The organism is Roseateles amylovorans (assembly GCF_025398155.2).
Taxonomy (GTDB): Bacteria; Pseudomonadota; Gammaproteobacteria; order Burkholderiales; family Burkholderiaceae_C; genus Roseateles; species Roseateles amylovorans.
On record NZ_CP104562.2, the window covers coordinates 3177619 to 3194131 of the forward strand.

The 16513-nt window shown below is 68.1% G+C and carries 13 protein-coding genes; 3 read left to right on the plus strand and 10 right to left on the minus strand.

The window, feature by feature from the left end; translation table 11 throughout:
• Positions 1-96 precede the first annotated feature (96 nt).
• The 10 genes from N4261_RS13305 to gspG all read right to left on the minus strand — a co-directional run bounded on the left by N4261_RS13305 (position 97) and on the right by gspG (position 10094).
• The gene (locus N4261_RS13305) at positions 97-591 is read right to left on the minus strand and encodes a type II secretion system protein (RefSeq protein ID WP_354005360.1); all 495 of its coding nucleotides are present in this window, start codon (positions 589-591) and stop codon (positions 97-99) included.
• Positions 591-1091 carry a type II secretion system protein gene (locus N4261_RS13310; RefSeq protein ID WP_261755787.1) on the minus strand — a complete coding sequence of 167 codons (501 nt, stop codon included), beginning with the start codon at positions 1089-1091 and terminating at the stop codon, positions 591-593. Before N4261_RS13310 ends, N4261_RS13305 begins: the two co-directional genes overlap by 1 nt.
• Positions 1088-3532 carry a secretin GspD/PilQ domain-containing protein gene (locus tag N4261_RS13315; RefSeq protein WP_261755788.1) on the minus strand — a complete coding sequence of 815 codons (2445 nt, stop codon included), beginning with the start codon at positions 3530-3532 and terminating at the stop codon, positions 1088-1090. The genes N4261_RS13310 and N4261_RS13315 overlap by 4 nt, the downstream gene beginning before the upstream one ends.
• The gene (locus N4261_RS13320; RefSeq protein WP_261755789.1) at positions 3529-4161 is read right to left on the minus strand and encodes a hypothetical protein; all 633 of its coding nucleotides are present in this window, start codon (positions 4159-4161) and stop codon (positions 3529-3531) included. The genes N4261_RS13315 and N4261_RS13320 overlap by 4 nt, the downstream gene beginning before the upstream one ends.
• Positions 4158-5003: a GspMb/PilO family protein gene (locus tag N4261_RS13325; protein WP_261755790.1), complete on the minus strand. Its 846-nt coding sequence runs from the start codon at positions 5001-5003 to the stop codon at positions 4158-4160. The genes N4261_RS13320 and N4261_RS13325 overlap by 4 nt, the downstream gene beginning before the upstream one ends.
• Positions 5000-5707 carry a PilN domain-containing protein gene (locus N4261_RS13330; protein ID WP_261755791.1) on the minus strand — a complete coding sequence of 236 codons (708 nt, stop codon included), beginning with the start codon at positions 5705-5707 and terminating at the stop codon, positions 5000-5002. The genes N4261_RS13325 and N4261_RS13330 overlap by 4 nt, the downstream gene beginning before the upstream one ends.
• Positions 5704-6543 carry a hypothetical protein gene (locus tag N4261_RS13335; RefSeq protein ID WP_261755792.1) on the minus strand — a complete coding sequence of 280 codons (840 nt, stop codon included), beginning with the start codon at positions 6541-6543 and terminating at the stop codon, positions 5704-5706. The genes N4261_RS13330 and N4261_RS13335 overlap by 4 nt, the downstream gene beginning before the upstream one ends.
• A 103-nt stretch (positions 6544-6646) precedes the next feature.
• Positions 6647-8461, minus strand: a complete 1815-nt coding sequence (locus N4261_RS13340; RefSeq protein ID WP_261755794.1) for a GspE/PulE family protein — start codon at positions 8459-8461, stop codon at positions 6647-6649.
• Complete coding sequence (locus N4261_RS13345; protein ID WP_261755795.1) at positions 8458-9639, minus strand: type II secretion system F family protein; 1182 nt, start codon at positions 9637-9639, stop codon at positions 8458-8460. Before N4261_RS13345 ends, N4261_RS13340 begins: the two co-directional genes overlap by 4 nt.
• 26 nt (positions 9640-9665) lie before the next feature.
• A complete protein-coding gene (gspG, locus tag N4261_RS13350; protein ID WP_261755796.1) occupies positions 9666-10094 on the minus strand; it encodes a type II secretion system major pseudopilin GspG in 429 nt (142 codons plus the stop codon).
• 336 nt (positions 10095-10430) lie between these two features.
• Between gspG and N4261_RS13355 the strand changes: the two genes are divergently transcribed.
• Genes N4261_RS13355 through N4261_RS13365 form a run of 3 tightly spaced genes read left to right on the plus strand, consistent with a single transcriptional unit; the run spans position 10431 to position 16483 of the window.
• The gene (locus N4261_RS13355; RefSeq protein WP_261755797.1) at positions 10431-15389 is read left to right on the plus strand and encodes a hypothetical protein; all 4959 of its coding nucleotides are present in this window, start codon (positions 10431-10433) and stop codon (positions 15387-15389) included.
• Positions 15389-15892, plus strand: coding sequence for a hypothetical protein (locus tag N4261_RS13360; RefSeq protein WP_261755798.1), 504 nt, complete (start codon positions 15389-15391; stop codon positions 15890-15892). The genes N4261_RS13355 and N4261_RS13360 overlap by 1 nt, the downstream gene beginning before the upstream one ends.
• A gap of 15 nt (positions 15893-15907) precedes the next feature.
• Positions 15908-16483 (plus strand): hypothetical protein, encoded by a 576-nt coding sequence (locus N4261_RS13365; RefSeq protein ID WP_261755799.1) that lies wholly within the window; start codon positions 15908-15910, stop codon positions 16481-16483.
• The last annotated feature ends 30 nt before the right edge of the window (positions 16484-16513 follow it).

Below are 16513 nucleotides of genomic sequence, written 5' to 3' on the forward strand. Positions count from 1 at the left end.
CCGGACCGGCGGGACGACGCAGCCGTCGCCCAAGTCGACCGCCCACAACCCCCCGTCGGCCCAAGCCGCGCACGTCGCGCGCCGGGCCGCGAGCGCTCAGAAGGACTGGAACGGCTCACCATGACGCGCAACCCCCGGGGCGCCGCTGTGAATGTCGTAGACATTGCCGTCATAGCCCGACGGCGGCGGCGTGAGCTGCCAGGTGGTCGACGATTCGGTGATCGGATCCAACGGCACCGCCGTGAGGTAGTGCTTCTCCACCAGCTCCTCCAGGCTTTCTGGATAGCGGCCGACATCGCCGTAGAAGCGCTGGGTCGTCTCACGCATCACCCGCAGGTTCTCGCGCAGCACCGATTCGCGCGACGCTTCCAGCTGCCCGAAATAGCGGGGCAGGGCGATGGTGAGCAGCACCGCGATGATGGCCAGCACCACCAGCAGCTCGATCAAGGTGAAGCCCGAGCCGGACGACCGCGCCCCCCAGGACGTGGGCGACCGGAAAGAAGCGGTCAGACGCTGGCCCGGACCGGCGGGGTCACACCACCGAGCCGGTGCGCGGATGCGCAGGCGCAAAACATCTGGACATCGCAGCATCACCATTTCCGGTAGGGCACGCCGTTGAGGCCGGTCAGCGGCGATTGGCTGAAGACGTCGTAGACATCGGCGCCATCGGACGGCTCGCCCGGCTCGCTGCGGTAGGAACGCAGCCCCCAGGTCTCCGAGTCCGAGCCGGCTTGGGCATTGGCAAAAGGATCGCGCGGCACGCGGCGCAGAAAGTAGAGCTTGCGACGTTTCGGATCCCGCTGATCCTCCACCCCGTCCACCAGCACCCCCAGCGACGGCGGATAGCCGGTGGCATCGGCCTCGCGGCGGATGCGGCCGTTTTCGCTGGCGCGGTGATAGGCGTCGATGGCCTCCCGCATTTCCACCAGCGCGCGGCGCAGCTCCTGCTCGCGGCTGCGCTGTACCTGCACCTGGGCCACCGGCACGGCAATCGTCGCCAGCACCGCCAGCACCGCCAGGGTGACCAGCAACTCGATCAGCGAGAAACCGCCGCCGAGCCGCGTGGTTGACGATGCGGTGCCGTGGGTCATGGCTGCAGCACCACCACCAGGGGTGTGGGCAGGGGCGCGGTCACGCTGCGACCACCGGTGGCGGTGGGATTGATCGCCAGCAATTGCAGGCGGGTCTCCGCTGAGGGCGCACCGATCACCTTGAGGTTGAGGGTCACGACCGCGCCGGGCGAGGAAGCGCCGGTCTCGGTCGCGCGGCTGGCCGCGATGATGACCTGGCCCGCCGGATCGATGCGGCTGTTGAAGCTGGTCTGGGCGCCGCCCTGTCGCAGGAAATCGCCCTCGGCCACCGACACCACCTGGATCGCCCGCGGATCGAAGCCGATCGACAGCGGCGCGCTGATCAATGGCTGGTCGGCGGACATGATGAGCTGCGCGGTGAAGTTGTCGCCGACCTTGAGCTGCGTCGGTCCCTGCCAGGTGAGCACCGCCGTGGCCGGCGCCGTGACGCCGCCGGTACCGACGTTGCCCGCCACACCGCCGGTCGACAGTCCGCTGTTATTGCTGAGATTGCTCCCCACCCCGGTGCCGACGCCATTGACTCCGTTGACGTTGTTCAGGTTGTTGCCCGCACCGGTGCCGGCGTTGGCGGCTGCTGGCGTCCGGTTGTTGGTGTCGGTTCGGTTGCTGCTGCTGGTGACCGCCACCGTGGCTGCACCACCGCCACTGCCGCGCACGCCCAGGCTGCTCTCGGTGCCGGAATCAAATTCCAGCACGCCGGCCTCGGGTCGCACCGTGTTGCGCACCACCCGTGGGGTGATCGACAGGACGATCTCGGTCTTGGACGTGTCATCCGCCTGACGGCCGAACAGCCGCCCGGCGATCGGCACATCGCCCAAGGCGGGCACCTTGTTGGCGGTGCGCCGGTCTTCGTCATTGATCAGGCCGGCCAGCACCTGGTTCTCGCCGTCCTTCAGGCGCAGCACCGTCTGCGCGGTGCGGGTGCCGATCTGGTAGGCCAGGGCGCCGTTCTTGGTCTGCACCTGGTTGATGATGTTGCTGACCTCCAGCGCCACCTTGATCGCCACCTCGCCATCCGGATAGATGGTGGGTTCGACATCAAGCTTCAGGCCCACATCCACATAGGTCACCGATTCGGAGACGAAGCCGGTGGAGGTCGAGGTGGTGGTGATGTTGGGCACCCGTTCACCGATCAGGATCTTGGCCTTTTCCCGGTTGCGGGTGCGGATGCGCGGATTGGCCAGGATGTTGGCATCGGTGTCGCTCTTGTTCGCGGCGATCGTCAGCGCGCCGACAGTCGCCCCGATGCGCGAGCTCTGCAGGTCGCGCAGGTCCGCCAGGGTCACGGTGCCACCGGTGGCGGCGGGCAGCGGGCTCAGGCTGAGCTGATCGGGCCAGCGCACGCCCAGGTCCAGCAGCCGGGTGCGCTTGACCTCCAGGATCTCGACCTCCAGCATCACCTCGGAGTCCTGCACGTCATGCAGCATCACCAGCTTGTCGGCCATGCGTATGGCCTCGGGCGTGTCGCGGATGATCAGCAGGTTGAGCTTCTCTTCCACCACCACGTCGCGGCTCTTGAGAATGGCCTTGAGGCTGTTGGCCACGCTCTTCGCATCCGCATTGGTCAGGTAGTAGCTCTTGACGGTGAGGGACTGGTAGTCCTTCTGCTTGGCCTGGGTGTTGGGATAGATGAGGATGGTGTTGGCATCCAGCACCCGCTGGTCCAGCTGCTGGGTCAGCAGGGTGAGGTTGATCGCCGCCTCGATGGTCGAATTCTTCAGATAGATCGAGGTCTTCTGATCGGTCTTCACATCCTTGTCGAACAGGAAGTTCAGACCAGAGGTGCGCGAGATCACATCGAACACATTGCGCAACGACGCGTCCTTGAATTCGATCGAGATCGGCTTCCGAAAGGCGGCCGACAAGCCGCTCTCCGCCGGGGTCGGCCGCGCAGTCTCCGATTCGATCTTCTGCATCAGTCGGCGCGCGCCGGCATGCTGCTGGTTCTCCAGCAGCAGGGTGCGCAGCCGCAGTTGCGCGGTGTCCAGGTCCTTGCGGCTGTAGGCGGTTTCGGCTTCCTTGAACCAGGTGTCCCAGCGGCGTTGCTGTTCGACCTGCCGCAGGCCCTGAAGCGCGCGCTCATGCGTGGGCAGCAGCGTCAGTGCTTGGCGGTAGGCGCGCTCGGCCTCGTCATGGCGGCTCTGCTGGCGGGCGGCATCGCCCTGGGCCACCCACTGGTCCAGCAACTGGTCACGGGTGCGCAGGTAACCGAGCCGGTAGGCGCCGGAGGACGGCTCCAGGCGCCAGGCCTGTTCATACTTCTGCAGCGCGGCCTCGGTGCGGCCGGTGGCCTGCAGGTCCTGGGCCTCGCGGAAGGCGGTCTGGGCGGCGCAACCGGCCAGCAGGGCGGCCGTCAGCAGCGCGCCGGCGGCGGACAGGCCGCGCGCGGCCGTCCAGCGGCGGCAGGCGCGGAGGAGATGGGAGGCGGAGGTGGACTTCAACGGGCTTCCCCAACGGACAAGGACAAGGTCTGACGCAGCGGCAGGTAGGTCACCGTCATCGACGGCGGCGAAATATCGTCGATCCGATAGCTGTCTTCCACAACCGACCCCTTGCGGACGATCAGCACCTGATCGCCCCGGTTCAAGAACACTTCCCACTGCCCGCCGTCCTGACGCTTGCCCATGATCTGGAAGGGCAGCGGCGGCGCCGTGGGCGGCGCGGGTGGCGGCGGTGTTTCCTTCACCGGTGGCGGTGGCGGCGGGGTCCAGTCGACGCCCGCAAACAGGTCACGCGTCGTTTTGGCGGACGCTGAGCGCGCGGGCAGCAGCTCGGTGCGGGGGATCAGCTCATCCAGCACCGGGTTGGGCTTGCCCGAGGGCGCAGCCGTCGTTCGACCGGCCGCGTTGAGGGCCGGCGACTCGTTCGGCGCACGCGCGGGTACGGCCGGCATCACACGGCTGACCGGTGCGCGCTCCGAGTTCGCGGCAGCCGAGCCCGCGCGCGGCGCCACGTCGACCGTGCCCGCGGGCGTCTTGTCGCCGAAGATCGCGAGGTAGGCGGCCGTGAGCAACGCGGCGCCCAGGGCGAGCTTTCGCCAAGCCGGGACGGTCTTTGTCTCAGCGCTCATGGGCGGCCTCCGCCGGCAGGGGTCGTGGAGGTGGCCACGGGTGGCGCCGTCGGGCGGACCAAGCCGCTGACGGCGGGAGACGCCGAGGTTGCAGGCGTCGTAGAGGTCGCAGAAGGCGTAGAGGTCGTAGAGGTCGTGTTCGACTTGGCGATCGCCGTCGCCGTCGCCGTCGCCGTCGCGGACACCGGGGCCGAGGGCGAGAGGGGTGCGGCCGTGACCGACGAAGCGGCCGCGCCAGAGGCCTCCGCGACGCGGTTCGGCGTCTTGACGGCCTCGGACGGTGGCGGCAGCCAGATCGACAGGCTGATGTGGGTCTCCACCTGATCCAGCAAGGTGTTGCGGCGCTCGAAATGCATCTGGTCCAGCGACACATTGGGGCTGTCGCGCAGCAGCGCTTCGGTGAACGCGCGCAGCTTCGGATAGGCGGCGGTCACGGGCAGGACCACCTTGATGCGCTGGGTTCCCGTCTGCGGTTCGAAAGCGGTCTGGAACTGGGTCTGGCGCCAGCGCACCTGATGGGCCTTGGCCAGGTCCGTCCACTGCCGCATCAGTTGGTCGTGGGCGGGCGCAGCACGCAGCGTCTCCTGCAAAGCCTGCCAGCGCAGCGCATCGTTGCGCACACGTTGGGCCGGCGCGGCGACGGGCGCCGGCGGCGCTTGGAGTTGCCGCGTCGATTGTGCAAGCGCCAGGCCGTCCGGACGCACCACCAGCCACCAGCCGAGCAGGGCCGCCGCACACAGCAGGGGCCCGACCAGTGCCAGCCAGCCGTGACGCCAGAGAGCGATCTCCAGGCGAAGCCGAAGGCCCTGGGAACGCAGGGACTGGAGCGTCACGCGGCTCATGATCGCGCTCCGGAGGCGCGCAGCGATCGCGACGGGGCAGACGCCTTGTCGCTCACTGTCGGCGCTGCGGGCTTGTCTGCGGACGAGCGAACCGCCGGTGCGGCGGCAGTCACATCGGACGCCGCAGCAGCGACCGGCGCCGGCGCGGTTAGCGCCACATCCAGGGTCAGCCGCACCGGCTGCTGAGGGTTCTGTTCATCGGTGTCGTGGCGCACCAGCGCCACTTCGCTCACCTGATCGTCCTCCCGCAGCGCCTGGGCAAAGTCCAGCAGATCGGCCAGGGTGCGGGCTTCGGCGGTGATGCGCAACCGCAGGCGACGGGCCTCCGGCTCGACCGACAGCAGCGCCACGGTCGTCGGCGTGCGCCGCTCCAGCAGATCAAAGACCGCGGGCCAGGCCGTGTTGAGCTGACGCACCACCGCGTTCCAGGCATCCAGGCGCGCCGCCGTCATCGTCGGCATGGCCGGCGCGGAGGCGGAGGCCTCGAGCGGCGCGGCCCGGCGGGCAGCGCGCTCGGCCAGTTGGTCCTGGAGGTCCATCAGTTGTCCACGCTGCGACACGCCCCACACCAGCACCGCCACGCAGGCGGCGGCGCCGATCAGCACGCTCAGGCCGATGAGGCGACGCTGGGCGCGCGACGTGCCGTGGCCCCACGCGACCACGCGGCTGCCGCGCGATCCGAGTTCCAGATGCGGTGTCTTCATGCCCATCCCTCCGGCTGCGGCAAGGCGGCCCACAGCGCCGCCACCGCATCGCGGGCCGAGGGCTCGATGAGGCCGAAATCCAGCGAGGCCGTGTGCTGCGATTTGCCGGCGTGAACGCGGACCGCATTCAGATCCGTCCACGGTTTCCAGCGCGGCATCTGACGGTCTGCGCCGGGTGTGGTCGCCGAGGCGTTCAAGGGCCGGGCGCCCAGGTCGATGAGCTCGGTCGGCGTTGTCCAGCCCTCCCGCAGCGCCCAGCGCACACATTCGTCCGCGATGAACCGGACCGTGTCCGGGGATTCCTCACCGGGGCGCTCCGCCAAGGGCTTGGAGAGGGACGTCGCCGCGACCGGCGCGGCGGTGGTCGTGTCCGGCGGCAGATGAATCACGCGCAAGCCATGGAGTCGGCCGTCGGACAGATGCATCAGCGCGGCCTGACCCTCTTCGCGCAGCACCACCCAGCCGTTGTCGGGCAGGGTGTCGGCGGTTCGGGCCAATGCGGCCTGCAGCGAGGTCTCCATGCGGGGTGTGCCCGCAGGCAGGCGGCTCAGCGTTTCGGCCCAGAGCGAGGGCAGGGCGGCGCACAGGAATGGCTGGCCCGCCTGCCAATCGCCGGCCACGCGCCAGGACTGCGGGCGTCCGCCGAACAGCTGGGCACAGCGGCCCGCCGCGATCGCCTGCAGTTCCTTGAGCGAGCGGGCCCCGGTGACGGTGGCCTGCAGCCAATGACGGGCCAACGAGTGGGAGACCACCAGGCGACGTGCCGCTGGCGTCTCTTTCGTCAAGCACGCCAGTGCCGCTTCGGGATCCCCTTGGTGGCTTCGGATCTCCGGCATGAGGCGGCCGAGATCGGCTGCGCCGGGCGCGAGTGCAGGCCACCACGCCAGCGACTGCGCACCGATGGCGACGGTATGGGGAAGGGCGCCTGCGGCGCCTCGATCAGGCCGCCAGCGTGACACGATGGACCTCCTCCAACGTGGTCCGGCCGTCCCGGACCAGGTCCAGCCCGGCCGCCTCCAGGCTGCGGGTGCCGGCGGCATAGGCGGCGCGCTTGATCTGGCCGATCGGGCGCTTCTCGATGATCATGTCGCGCAGTTCGTCGGTGAGCCGCAGGATCTCGGCAATCGCATGGCGGCCGCGATAGCCGGTGCCGCGGCAGTCCCCGCAACCCGGACCGCGCATGAAGCGCCAGTCGCGCACCTGATCGCGGCTGAGCGTGAGCGACTGCAGTTCTTCATCGGTGGGGTCGGTCGGTCGGCTGCAATGCGGGCAGTTCAGCCGCAGCAGCCGCTGTGCCCACACCCCGTTGAGCGCGGACACCAGCGCATAAGGGTCCAGCCCCATGTGGGTGAAACGGCCGAAGACATCGAACACGCTGTTCGCATGCACCGTGGTGAGCACCATGTGGCCGGTGAGGGCCGATTGGACGGCGATCTCCGCCGTCTCGCGGTCGCGGATCTCGCCGACCATGATGATGTCCGGATCGTGGCGGAGGATGGAACGCAGGCCGCGGGCGAAGGTCAGGCCCTTCTTGTCGTTGACCGGAATCTGCAGCACGCCGCCGAGCTGGTATTCCACCGGGTCTTCAATGGTGATGACCTTGTCCCGGCCGGTGTGCATTTCAGACAGGGCGGCATACAACGTGGTGGTCTTGCCGGAGCCGGTCGGGCCGGTCACCAGCAGCATGCCGTGGGGCGCCCGCATCATGCGGCGCAGGCTCACCAACGAGGACCCGTCGAAGCCCAGCGCATCCAGTGTCAGCCGGCCCTGCGCTTCGATCATCCGCTGCTTGTCCAGGATCCGGATCACCGCATCCTGGCCGTGGATGCTGGGCATGATCGACACCCGCAGGTCGATCTCGCGACCCTGGGCCAGCACCCGGAAACTGCCGTCCTGCGGCACGCGCCGCTCGGCGATGTCCAACTGCGACACCACCTTCAGCCGCGAGATCGCCTGTTCCGCCAGCACTGTGCCGGTGATCTGGGTGACCTCGTCCAGCACGCCGTCGATGCGGTATTTCACCGCCAGCCCTTTGGCGGTGCTCTCCAGGTGGACGTCGCTCGCGCCTGCACGCAGCGCGTCATAGAGCGTCGAGTTGAGCAGCCGCACCGCCGGGCTCGCGCCTTCGGCAGCGGTGGCCAGCGACAGCACCTGCAAGGTTTCGCCGGTGGCCTCGGCCGATTGGCCGACCACGCCCAGGTCGTCGACTGCGCGAGCGCGGGATTCCTGCTGATTGAGGAAGGCGTGGATGTCTTCGGCGGTAGCCAGCGCCAGGCGCACGGGTCCGCCGGCCAGATGTTCCAACTGGGTCTGCAGTTCGCCGTCGAACGGATCGCTGGTCACCAGCATCAGACTGTCTGCACCGGCACCGGCACCCGCGCTGGGGCCTCGCAGCAGCAAGGCCCGCAGCTTTTGTGCGCGGGTGAGCGGCAGCAGGTCGAAGGCGGGCGCATGGCCGGCCATGGCGTCGGAATCGAGGTAGGGCAACCGGAAGCTCAGGGCCAGCCGCGCCGCGGCTTCGCGGCCCGGGCATTGCAGCCGTTGGGCCAGCAGTTCGATCGGCGCGATGGCGCCCGGCACCGCGCGGTGGGCCGCCGCAGTGCGGACGGCGTCGAGCTCGGCGGCGGCCAGCGGCTGCAGCAGCTCGATGGGCAGGGTTGCGGGTTCCAGGGACGCCGCGACAGCACTCAGATTCGGCGCGTCGGCGGGCGATGACGTGTGGGGCACCGAGGGGCCGAGGGGAGACGGGGTCATTGGAAGCTTCCCGCCAGATCGAACACCGGCATGTACAACAGCACCACGATGAGGCCGATGACCAGCCCGATGGCGGTCATCAACGCGGGTTCGAACACCTTGGCGAAGCGCTCCAGCCAGCGGCTGGTTTCGCCCTCATAGAACGCGGCGGCGCGGCCCAGCATGTCGCCGAGCTGGCCGGTGCGCTCGCCCACCCGGATCAGGCGCAACGCCACCGGCGTGCCCAGGCCGGCCAGCTCGATCGCATCGGAAAAGGCCTCGCCAGCCTCGATGCGCTGACGCGCGGCGTCGATCATGGCGGCGCGGGCGCCGGTCATCACGGCGGTGCTGAGCGACATCGCCCTGGGCAGCGGAATGCCGCCTTCCAGCAGCATGCCCAGGGTCAGGTAGAGACTCGACAGTTCCAGCGTGGCCAGCCGGTCCCGTGCACCGGGGATGACATGCAGCATGCGCCACCAGCCGTGCTGACGCAACTGCGACCGGGCCACCGCGATCGCGCCACCCACCAGCGCGACAAAGCCCAGCGTCAGGCTGACGCTGTGGGCGCCGGCGAAGCGGCCCCAGTCCAGCAGCAGTTGCGAGGCCCAGGGCATCGGTCGGCCGGTGCTGGCGTAGACGGCGGAGAAGCGCGGCACCACATAGCCCAGCAGGAACAGCGCCACCGCGCTGCCCACCACCAGCAGGATCGCCGGGTAGATCACCGCGGACACCACCTGATGGCGCACCGCATTCATGCGACGCTCGTAGGCGATGTAGCGCGACAGGGAGCGGGGCAGGTCGCTGGTGCCTTCGGCCGCCTGCACCACGCCCACGAACAAGGGCGGGAACAGGTCGGGCTGCAGGCGCAGCGCATCGGACAGCGACAGGCCTTCATTGAGATGCGCCTGCAGACGGCGCAGCACGGCGCGCGACTCGGCGCTGGAGGCCTTCTCGGCGAGCGCATCGATGGCCTCCACCACGCTCAGCCCGGCGGTGACCAGCGCATGCAGCTCTTCGGCAAACAGCAGCAGCGCGAAGGCGCCGCGCCGGCGCGACAGGCGCTCCCGCAGCGCGCCGACCGACAGCACCATTTCGCCACGGGACTCGGCCTGGCGGCGGGCATCCGCTTCGTCGAGCGCATCCACGCGCAGGCGATGCACCTGCTGCGCGGCGTCGAGGACACGGACTTCGTACTGCATGTCAGGCTACCGCCCCGGCGGGGCGCTCAATTCGTGATGTCGGCCGCGTCACCGGTGCCGGAGGGCTGACCGTCCTTGCCGTAGCTGACGATCTCGTAGTCCGCGTTGTTGTTGCCCGGCGAGCGATACAGGTAGGGGCGGCCCCACGGGTCGGCGGGCACGGCCTTTTCCAGATACGGGCCGTTCCAGCGGGGGGCATTGGCCGGACGCTCGACCAGGGCGTTCAGGCCTTCCTCGCTGGTGGGGAAGCTGCCCACGTCCAGCCGGTAGGCGCCCAGTGCGCGGGTGAAGCCCTGGATCTGGGCGCGTGCGGCGGCCTGCTCGGAGCGGCCCACCTGGGCAAAGTATTTCGGGCCGACATAGGCGGCCAGCAGGCCGATGATGGCCACAACCACCAGCAGTTCCAGCAAGGTGAAGCCACGCCCGGTGACGGGCCGTTGCGGATATCGAATCAAGTGGTCCTCCCGGGCCGCGTTCCGTGGGTGACGCGGCTTCCCTCCCGACCGCTCGGCGAGATCGCCTGGAGGGCCAGGTTGTACTGGTCGTGTCTGCGTGTGTGGTGAGCTGCCCCCACGGCTCGTCTCGGAGCCCTGGGGCGGCGCAGTGTCTCAAGCCAGCGGAAGGCTTGGCAAGCGCCTATCCCGCGTTCAGGTGTGCGAATCGCGAAAAGGCGACATGCCGCCCCTTCGAGTTACGAAAGTCATCACGTTTCCGGAAGATCGTTAAGTTACATTGCGGCCGGTTTGCACAGCAGCAAACAAACGGCTTGAGTGGGCGAATAACAGCTCGCTGTGGCGTCTATCGCGCAAGCCAAATCAAGGGAATGGGCGTTCCACAACTGGAAACGCCCGCACGGGAGGTCTATGAAGCTGGGAATTGGGCGCGCGGCGCAGGCCGCGGCATGGCTGTGCATGGCTGTCTTCAGCTGGATCGTGGGCATGGGAGCGTCCACGGCCGCGACGACGCCTTCTCAGTTCCCGGTGGTGGACGTCCAACTGGTGAGCAAGACGCCGGTGGCGGGCAACACGGCGGGTCAGTACGACTACGTCTACCGGCTTCAGGTGCGCAACGCCGGCGCCGATGTGGCGGGCGCCCAGGGTGTGGCGACCAGCCGCCGGACATCGGTCGTCGCGACCGATGCCGGGGTGAGCTTCCCCGCGATCAAGGCCCGCCAACTGGCGGTCAGCAGCGACACCTTCACCCTGCGCGCCGGTCAGTTCTTCGACCGCCGACTCGATCCCAAGTCGATCCGCAACGGCCGCATGGCCTATGACGTGCCGGGCACCGACCCGGACGACGCACGTGCCGGCTTCGCGCCCCTGGTGCTGGACCTGGGCGACGTGGTCATCAACACCTGGTATGTGACCAAGCTGAATGCGGTGCTGGCGTGGCAGCTTCAGGCGGTCTCCGATGTGACCCCGCCGGTGATTTCCGCCACGCTGCCGGTCGGCAACGTGGCGTCGGCGCGTCCGGTGATCTCGGCCAGCTATGCCGACGCGGGCGGCGCGATCGATCCGGCCAGCGCGGTGCTGAGTCTCGACGGCCTGCCGGTGACCGGCGCCGTCGTCACCGCGACCGGCATTCGCTACACGCCTGCCGCCGATCTGGCGCAGGGTGCGCATGCGGTCGTGCTGAAGGTGCGGGATGCCGCCGGCAATGAGGCCTCGGCGACCTGGAGCTTCACGGTGCTGACGTCCGGGCCGTCGCTGACGCTGAGCACGCCGGCCGAAGGCGAAGTCCTGGCCGCCGATGCGCTTCCCACGCTGAGCGGTCAATGGACCGCCACGCAGGCCGGCATCGATCCGGCCTCGCTGTCGGTTCGCCTGGATGGCCAGCCGGTGACGGCGCAGATCAGCGGCAATGGCTTCAGCGCCGCCGTCGCGGCCGCGCTGACCGAAGGGGCGCACAGCTGGACGGTGTCGGTGCGGGATACGTTGGGCAACAGCGCGAGCCGGACCGGCAATTTCGTGACGCGCTCGGCGCCTGTGATCAGCGCCCAGACCCCTTCGGAACCGTTCCTGGCGGCCGGCGCGATGCCCATCCTCAGCGCCCAGTACGTGGATGTCGGCTCGGGGATTGATCTGTCCAAGGTCCGTCTGCAGTTCAACGGCCTGGATGTCACGGCGCAGTCCACCTTCAGCACGACCGGCATCAGCTATGCCGTGGCCACCCCACTGACCGATGCCACGCACGCGGTGCGGCTGACCGTCTCGGACAAGGCGGGCAACGAGACCGTGAGCGAATGGCGCTTTGGCACGGCACAGCTGCCGGAAATCCTGGACACCCAGCCCAAGGACGTGGTGCTGCCTGTCAACAGCCGGCCCACCATCACCGCGACCTACCGCGATCTGCGCGTGGGCATCGATACGGCCTCGGTCCGGCTGATCGTCAATGACCAGGATGTGACCTCACGCGCCACCGTCACGGCCACCGGCGTGAGCTACACCCCGCCAGCGCCACTGGCGACGGGCTCCTACACCGCCTTCCTCGAAGTGGCCAACCGCACCAACGCCGTCAGCAATGCGGTGTGGGGATTCGATGTCGACACGGTCGCGACCTACGACGTCCGCATCACCAGCCCGGGCCCGCAATCCGTGCTGGAACCGACGGTGGCGGTGACGGCGCAGGCTTCCGGCAACAAGTCGAACCCGGTGCGCCTGACCCTGGATGGCCGAGCGATGGAGGAAACCGGCGCCACCGATGCCGGCGCCACGCTCTACGCGGGCACGGCCACCCTGGTGGACGGCCGCAACCTGGTTGAAGTGGTGGCCACCTTCGCCGACGGCGAAATCCGGCGTGCCACCGTGGAAGTCACTTATGACGCACCGGTGCGTGTCACCATCACCAGCCCGGCCGACAAAGCCATGCTGGGCCGTGCGCTGGCCACCAGCCCCGGCGATCTGACAGGACGTGTGGAGCGCCCGGTGAACATCACGGGGCGCCTCAGCAAGCCGGTGCAGTCGGTGATGGTGAACCAGCAACTCGCGCAGTTGAGCGCCAATGGCACGGAATTCACCTTCCCCAACTACTTCCTGACCGAGGGCACCAATCTGATCACCGTGGTCGCGGTGGACATGATCGGCCGTGCCAGCAGCGCCGCGATCACCGTCAGCGTGGACCAGACCGCACCGATCCTGGCGATCGAATCGCCCCTGGCCGGCGCGATCACCAGCCAGTCCCGGATCGACATCCGTGGCATGGTGAACGACGCGGTCGAAGGCCTGGCCGGGGCGCCCGAGCCCGTGGTGACGGTGCATGTCAATGGCGTGGCCCCTGCTGGTCTCAAGCCGGCCCAGGTGGCCGACCGGTATTTCGTGCTGGCCGATGTCCCGCTCGAGATCGGCGAAAACCTGATCGTGGTGTCGGCGACCGACCAATTCGGCAACGCCCGCCACCATGAAATCCGCCTCAGCCGCATTGCGGTGGGCTCCAACCGGCTCACCCAGACATCCGGCAATCATCAGCTAGGTCCGATAGGCAGCGAGCTGGGTAAGCCTCTGGCCGTCGTGGCACTGAATGCTGCAGGCGAGCCGCTGGCGAATCTGCCGATCAGTTTCGATGTGACCCGCGGCACCGGCACCATCAGCTTGTCGTCGATGAACGCCGGCGCAACCGCAGCGCGGAACCTGACGGTGTCCACCGATGCTTTCGGTCGCGCGCAAGTGTGGTTCACCCTGGGCAAGCAAGCCGGACCGGGTGCCAACGTGGTGCAAGCGCGCCATGACTCGATCACCGAAGCCGTGACCTTTGTCGCCACCAGCGAACGCGGCGCGGTCTACAAGGTCAATGCCGACCTGGGGATTCACCAGTTTGCGCAGACCAGCACCCAGCCGCTCGAGCTGATGAGCGTGATCGTCCGGGACCGCAACGACAACCCGCTGCCCGGTGTGGCTGTGGTCTACCGCATCGAAGAGGGCGATGCCTACTTTGCAGATACGCCGGGCGCACCGGCGGGCGAGGGTGGTCGTCGGCTGGTCCTGACCACCGACAAGAACGGTCTGGTCGCTGCCCGCCCATGGATCGGCAACACCCCCGGCCTGGTGCGCATCGTTGCGCGCGCTGTCCGCAATGAAGGCGGCAGCCCCGACAATGACGCGGACCTGACTGGTAACGCTGCATTCCAGGTGCAGGCGAAGAAATCCGTGGACGGCCCGGCCAGGTTCGCGGGCCATATCTACACTGACAAGGGCGCGCCACTGGCTGGCGTGCGGGTGAGCGTGGGCCGCACCGCGCTGTCGAGCACCACCGATGAGCAGGGTGCTTTCGAACTGAATGACGTTCCGCCGGGGCGGATCGACCTGTTCGTCGATGGACGCACGGTCAATCCGACCAATGATCCGTCTCGCCAGCAATGGCCGAGCCTGCACTTCGAAGCCTATGTGGTGAAGGGTCAGGACAATGCGCTGGCCCACCCGATCTACCTGCCGCCGCTGTTGACCAGCCAAGCGAAGGTCGTGGGTGGCAATGAGGACGTCATCCTGACCATCCCCGGCATCGAGGGATTCCAGATGCGGGTCAAGGCCAACAGCGTGACCTTCCCCGATGGCTCGCGCACCGGCACGCTGGTCGTCAGCCCGGTAACGGCCGACAAACTGCCGATGGCGCCACCTGCGGGCGGCGCCACGTTTGGCGTGCCGTCCTGGACGATCCAGCCGGCCGGCACCCGCTTCGATCCACCGATCCAGGTGACCTTGCCCAATTCGAGCTCCCAGCCACCGGGAGACAACCTCCCCATCGTGCAATGGGATCATGACCTCGGCCAATACGTGCCGATGGGCCGCGCCACGGTGAGCGAAGACGGCGCCGTGCTGGTCACCGATGCCGGCTCCGGGATCACCAAGGCCGGCTGGGGTGGGCTGTGCCGCTACGACCCCGACAAGTGCGGCAGCAATGCGCCACCCAAGTGCAAGAACTGCGAGTCGATCGATACCTCCGGCGAGTGCCCGACTTGCAAGGCCGACCCGGCCAAGGACAAGTCTCGCTGCGACGACTTTGCCTGCAACCGATGCAAGGGCGGCAAGTGCGAAGCCGATCCGTCACTGGACGGCGACAAGCTGGGAACCTTCGGTGGTCAGTTGGCCCTGGGTGGTCAGCTGGGCAACACGCTCAGCAAGGTCGTGCGCGGGATCGGCGTGGATCTGTCGCTGTCGGGGAATGTGAACCTGTCCTACAGCGGAGAGGAAAACTGCTGCTCGGCGCTGAAGCGCAACATGCCGTCGATGAAGGTGGAGGCTTCTGGCGGCGGGCAGATCGAGGGCGCCGCCGCGGTGCCGCTGATGCCGGTGGTCAAGCGTTTCGCGGGCTTCCTGTTCCGTGACGGCATCACCGGTCCGCAGGCCGTCCTGAAGCTGGGTTTCCAGGGTGCGGTCACGCTCAGCTATGACGAATGCAATGCGGCAAAGGGCGAGAAGCCGGGACAGATCGGCGGGAAGTTCGCGTTGGTCGGCGAGTTCATCCCCGTCTCGCTGGGCGGCCCGATGACATTCACCCAGCGCCAGCTCGGCGGCACGGTCGTTCAGCAGGAGGGGGAAATGCGGCCGTTCGACATCGGCATCTCAGCCGTCGGCGAAAGCGTGCCGGACAGCTTCGTACCGGGCGGCGTGCTCTTCAAGAATCAAGGCACGGTGAACGTGTTCGTGAAGAGCCAGATCTCTGTCGGATCGTTCAACTGGACCATCCTGGACCTGGCCATTCCTTTGGTGCAGGGCCCCATGGGCCAGTTCACTTTGCCGATCCCCCGGAGAAACTGATGCGGCTGGCCGAGCGCACCGTGCTGTTGCATCTCATGGGGCTGGCGGTCTGGCTCGGCCTCATCGAGGCGGCCAGCCAGTTGCTGGCGGTGCGCACGCGGGTGCAGGGCGCTGTCCTGTCGTCCCAGATCCTTGAACCCAAGCCCGGGCGTCAATCCTTCGGTCCCTCGCTGATCGTGAGCTACGACTACGTGATCGGCGGTGATCGGTATGTCGCGACCGACGTCTACCCGGTCCAGCCGCCGATGTCGCATCCCGGCTGGTCCGAGGAACAGCGCGCCGAAGCGCAGTCCCTGGTGGCGGCTTACACGGCCGGCATCCCAGTGGAGGTGTCGGCCTCCCGGTTCCTGCCGTGGGTCTCGTCGCTGGAACGGTTCGACCAGATCCGCCGTGCACATGGCGAGACCCCCTTCGTCCGCTGGGCCGTGGGCGTGGCGGCGTTTCTTGTTTTTCTGTTCGCCAAGGCGGCTTGGCGGGCTCGGCGCGCAAAAGCGCGCCTCTAGATTGCTGGAGTGTCCATGTTGAACATTCGTCTTGCCCTGATCAGCTCGTTGCTGTGCCTGCCTCTGATGTCGCAGGCTCAGGCGGCGTTCGAACCCAAGCCTGCGGGCGCCGGGCAGGTGATTGAAGAGATCGTTCATCCGATCCGGCTCTTCAAATACGAGCCGGCACTCGACCTGGCCTCGTCAGCCATTCCGGCGAAGTCTGCCGAGGGCGTGGTGAGCGGCTGGATCGCCGCCATGCGCCGAGGTGATTTCGATGCCGCGCTGCAGGCCTGGGATGCGTCGTCACGCGAGAAGATTCTGGCGCGCAGCAAGGCCGACGGCCGCAGCAAGGAGTCCTGGGTCGCCCAGTGGCGCCAGCTGTATGGCGAGCGCAAGGCCCGCGCCACCGACCAGGTTCGTTTTGAATCGGCCGTACTGATCCAGTACGAAGTCGTCGACAGCACCAACAAGGTCGTCACGTCGGAACCCGTGGTGCTGGTCCAGCAGGGCGGGGTCTGGCAACTGACGCTCAGCTATGCCAACCATGCAGTGGTGCAGGGTTGGAACCTGCCCACCAAGCGTGTCCAACGACTGAATTCCCAGCGCTGAAAGGCGCGGCTTCGGCCGCGCCAGTGGATC